This window comes from Streptococcus lishijunsis, from assembly GCF_047290665.1.
Lineage (GTDB): Bacteria > Bacillota > Bacilli > Lactobacillales > Streptococcaceae > Streptococcus.
In genome coordinates, this window is sequence record NZ_JBLBUC010000039.1 from 1 (window position 1) to 4,050 (window position 4,050).

Sequence of the window (4,050 nt, forward strand, 5' to 3'; positions counted from 1 at the left end):
AGCAGATATTCGACCTCCTAGTTTTAAAATGAATATATATGTGTGTCTGCTGTCTCTAAAGGGTGGGTAAATTCTGCTGTCTATCCGCTATCTAGGGCAAGTAACGTCCTTCTTGTAATTATTTTCCTAAAAGTGTCTCTCTCAAAAACTTATTACTTGCCCTAGATAGCGGATAGGCTTAGTTTGGAGGTATTATGTTAGCTGTTATTGTTGTTATGTTAGTAACGCTTATTGTGGCTGTTTTATATGCCTCTATGCGTTTGTCTAGCCAGTTATCACGGCTAGAAGAGTAAGAATATTTAGTAAAGAAAGGAAGTTGTGCTTATGCAAACAGCTATTCAGGTTTTTCGAATGGTACAGGTCATTTGTACTATTATTGGATTGATTTGGGTTCTAATAGGAGCGATGGATTTTTTTGGTGGACGAAATAACAATGAGCCTACTCGTCAAGAAAAAGGTGGTTCTTATATGGTTACTGGTGGGGCTTTTGGTGTCATTGCTGGTTCGGTGTGTCAAGCTATCATTCAATTGTTGGGTTCGATTGGTTAGAAGAAGGGAGCTAGAGCATGAACGAAGTAACTTATTCTCTAGCCAAATATTCGTCAACGGTTAATAGCTACGCTGATAAGATAGCCGATGCACTTCAAGCAGTGGCTATGGTCATTATTTTGACCTTTTTTCTTTTTGATATCATGTCTTGGAACAAAAGGCTGGGTCAAGGAGGCGGAAGCCTTACCATACAGCTTTTCATGGAAGTCGCTATCAACTACGTTATTGCTTTTGTGTTGGTTCTCTACAGTTCTGAAATCTTTGATCTGATTGTCTTGTTCTTTAACAAAGCGATTGGGGTGGTCAATAGCATCTTGCCTAATAAAGATTTGGATATGGACGTAGACGTATCAGGAGTTAGTGGTTGGTTGTGGAAACAGATAGTCGGATTAGTTGGAAAATTAATTGAGTTTATAGCTAAAGTATCAACTAATATTTTGATCTTCATGCGCTTTTTCCAAATGTATATCCTAAAAGCATTAGCACCTCTAATCATTGCTTTCTTTATGAGTGAGCAGACTCGTCATGTAGCGTTCAACTTCTTCAAGCATTTTTCTGCTTATGCTTTTCAGGGACTTCTATTAGTCATCATTGTGAAAATTTACCCTGCTATTATAAAAGATGATTACTTTAGAATAGCAGAGAGTGGCGGTTTTGAAGGGTTGATGGTAGCCTTTGCTTCTTTAGCTAAAGGGATTGTATTTATCATGGCACTTTTTGGTAGTCAAAGTTTAGCGAAAAGGCTTTTAAGCGTTAGCTAATTATGCTATACTATAAATGTGAAGTAACTTATATGTATATAAGTTGAGCGATTAGAATATGAGAATTTGGGAGGAAGCGAGATGGAAGAAAGAAAGGTTTTAAGAGCTAGTGGCTGGTCTAAGCTTGGTTCTGTATTTGGTTTTATTTTGTCGGGTTTGTTGGGGTTACTCACAGTGGTGCTCGCAACACCATTCTTTCTTCTCTCACTACTCTTTAATTGGATAAAAGCAGGAATTGGTCTGACTTTATTTTGGATCATTGCTTACGCTGTCTATGATTCATTTGTACTTCAAAATAGCAGCATTAGCTTAGATCCTTTTGCCAACGAATGGACAGTTGTTGCTATTTTAGCAGTTTCATTCATCGTTGCCTTGATTGCGACTATCAATGGGGATTAGGCGTTTCAATTGTTGACGAAAAAACAAACACTTTGCTTAGGCAAGGTGTTTTTGTGTTGTGTAATATAGAAAACTAATGAGTACGGCTATGGAGGAAAGTGGCATGAATTTATCTAATGAGTTAATAGACAAAGCTTTTAAAGAATTACGTGTCGGGAAAGAAGCTGAGGCACATCGTCAGATGATGGATTCACAACAGCTTTTTGATAAAATCTATTATGAGAATTATTTGTTGAAGGATCTGGTTAGTTCTGCTTTATTGATGGGAAAGTTGTTACTAGCTGATATTCCTCAGTCAGTTCGCATCCGAGAAGCTAAAGGTAGCGGTTTTTTTTATGGCGATGCCCTACGCTATGCCAGAGAGAGTAGGAATATTAATTATGCTATCGAGGTGTTGATGCTTATTCATGATGATGCTAGTCAAGCGGTTGTCTTAGAGCTTGCGGATAATAGGGAATATCGAGAACTCTTATCTAGTTGGTTTAGCTACATCTCTTATGTTATAATGGAGTTCAGAGGAGATGAGGCACTTGAGAGATATATTCAACATCAAAAAGAAGTTTACCCAGAACTCTTCAAAGTCTGTGGATTTTGAGGAACATTATAATAAATTACGTGAAAAATATTTAGATTTAAAAAGGGAGAGCGAACGTCTAACTAAGAAATTAGAGAGAGTAGAGAGGCATAATCGATATCCTGAAGAAGCCATTTTATTCAGTACTTCTCATGGTAATTATTATCCTGTTATCACGGTCAGGCAGAAATTATCTATTTACTGGCAAGTTGAGAGTCTTTGTTTTGAGTTAACAGGAAGAAACGAGAGAGAGCGTTATGGTTTTTTATATCTTAAGCCTATTTATAAAGAGACGACGTCTCCCTCTTTAAAAATAGTGAAAAGATTAGTTATCAGAGATTTTGTTATTGATAATAAATATCGAGATAGAGGTTTTGGGAGTCTTTTACTTAGAGAAGTATTGCTTTATTTGGTTAGCTTATTTGGGACTAAGACACCTGTCGTAGGGAGTCTCTCAGCTGTAGATGAAGCTGATCTAAATAATCATATGCGTAGAAATCATTTTTACAAAAAGTTTGGCTTTGAAGTAACAAATGGACGGATATTCTTAGAAGAAATAGATGTCAAATTTTTAGCGCAATTAAGAGATGACGCATAAAACACTTTGCTTAGGCAAGGTGTTTTCGTGTTGTGTAATATAGAAAACTAATGATATAATGAAGAGGTATAGTACATGGTTAAAAGAAGGTTAAGAGTTCTATGAAATCCGTTATTAAAAATGGTTATAAGTGGTGGATGGGACGGTCTGAGCGTTACTATAAACAAGCTCAAATGTATTATGATACGCAAGATAAAGAAGCATTGTGGGCAGAGTATATTGAGTTAGAAGTTAGAAAAATAGAACCTCTCGAAGATGGGAGTTACTTGTAGGGTTGGGCTTAACAGTCATTTTTTCTGAAGACTTAAAGAGGATATTAGCGATTATGGTTTCTCCTCTGACTGGAGTTGCAATAAGTCAGCTACAAGAAAGTATCCTCATGAGCTTGTTTATCTGCATCTTAATCGGGGTATTGGTCTTCACGTTTCTGATTCAGAATTTGGGTTATTCCTTGCTTGTTGAAGTTGTTTTTTTGGTTATTCAGAAGGAAATTAAGGAGGATACATGCAAAACAAATATAAATTAGGTAGTGAGTTTTTGAAACGTTTTGATGACTATGAGCGCCCAATTATGTTTGGTTTTACTCTTCGGCAGGTAGTCCTGCTACTGGGTATTATTTTAGTATCTGGTATTACGATTGCTATCTCGTTGCTAGGTTTGTCAAAACTGTTTATCTATTTAGTGGCGTTCTTATTATCACCGCCCTTTATTATTTATGGAATCGGTAAGGATGAAACCATAAGGGATAGATTGCGCTTTATGCTCAGGGTTCAAAAACGAGGGTATGTGACAGAGTTTCAAGAACCTAAAGTTTTATCTAAAGACGATTTTAAAAATTGGAATAAGGTTACAGAATACAACTAACAGCCTAATGTGAGGCTGTTTTTTGGATATTAAGAAAGGCGAGCTTATGTCATTTGAAGCTATTTACGAGTATATGGATGTTTATCCTGTACGACTCTACGAGCTTGTTTTATTTGCTTTGTTTGTTTATGTGGGTTTGTGGGGAGTCAAACAAGTTAAATCTCAAAAAGAAGATTATTTATCAGGCAAGATATACCCTGCACATGTCAGAGCAGATGGGGTTCGTTTACCCAAAGACGAGGAGGGTAAGGTGAAAAGGCAACACTTTTCTGTACACATTTTATAAAGTGTTTTTCTTAAGTGAT

8 protein-coding genes are annotated in these 4,050 nt (G+C 36.5%); all 8 read left to right on the plus strand.

Going from position 1 to position 4,050, the window contains the following annotated elements; translation table 11 throughout:
* Positions 1-324: 324 nt before the first annotated feature.
* The 8 genes from ACLN19_RS08940 to ACLN19_RS08975 all read left to right on the plus strand — a co-directional run bounded on the left by ACLN19_RS08940 (position 325) and on the right by ACLN19_RS08975 (position 4,031).
* Entirely contained in the window at positions 325-549 is a 225-nt protein-coding gene (locus ACLN19_RS08940) for a hypothetical protein (RefSeq protein WP_413385474.1), read from the plus strand.
* Between the two features lie 17 nt (positions 550-566).
* Entirely contained in the window at positions 567-1,310 is a 744-nt protein-coding gene (locus ACLN19_RS08945) for a type IV secretion system protein (protein ID WP_413385477.1), read from the plus strand.
* 81 nt (positions 1,311-1,391) lie between these two features.
* Complete coding sequence (locus tag ACLN19_RS08950; RefSeq protein ID WP_413385480.1) at positions 1,392-1,709, plus strand: hypothetical protein; 318 nt, start codon at positions 1,392-1,394, stop codon at positions 1,707-1,709.
* Between the two features lie 103 nt (positions 1,710-1,812).
* Complete coding sequence (locus tag ACLN19_RS08955) at positions 1,813-2,304, plus strand: hypothetical protein (protein WP_413385483.1); 492 nt, start codon at positions 1,813-1,815, stop codon at positions 2,302-2,304.
* On the plus strand, positions 2,240-2,881 hold the full coding sequence (locus ACLN19_RS08960) for a GNAT family N-acetyltransferase (protein ID WP_413385485.1): 642 nt from the start codon (positions 2,240-2,242) through the stop codon (positions 2,879-2,881). The genes ACLN19_RS08955 and ACLN19_RS08960 overlap by 65 nt, the downstream gene beginning before the upstream one ends.
* 101 nt (positions 2,882-2,982) lie before the next feature.
* Entirely contained in the window at positions 2,983-3,153 is a 171-nt protein-coding gene (locus tag ACLN19_RS08965) for a hypothetical protein (protein WP_413385488.1), read from the plus strand.
* 232 nt (positions 3,154-3,385) lie between these two features.
* Positions 3,386-3,745, plus strand: a complete 360-nt coding sequence (locus ACLN19_RS08970) for a PrgI family protein (RefSeq protein WP_413385490.1) — start codon at positions 3,386-3,388, stop codon at positions 3,743-3,745.
* Positions 3,746-3,767: 22 nt separating this feature from the next.
* Complete coding sequence (locus tag ACLN19_RS08975) at positions 3,768-4,031, plus strand: hypothetical protein (RefSeq protein WP_413385492.1); 264 nt, start codon at positions 3,768-3,770, stop codon at positions 4,029-4,031.
* The last annotated feature ends 19 nt before the right edge of the window (positions 4,032-4,050 follow it).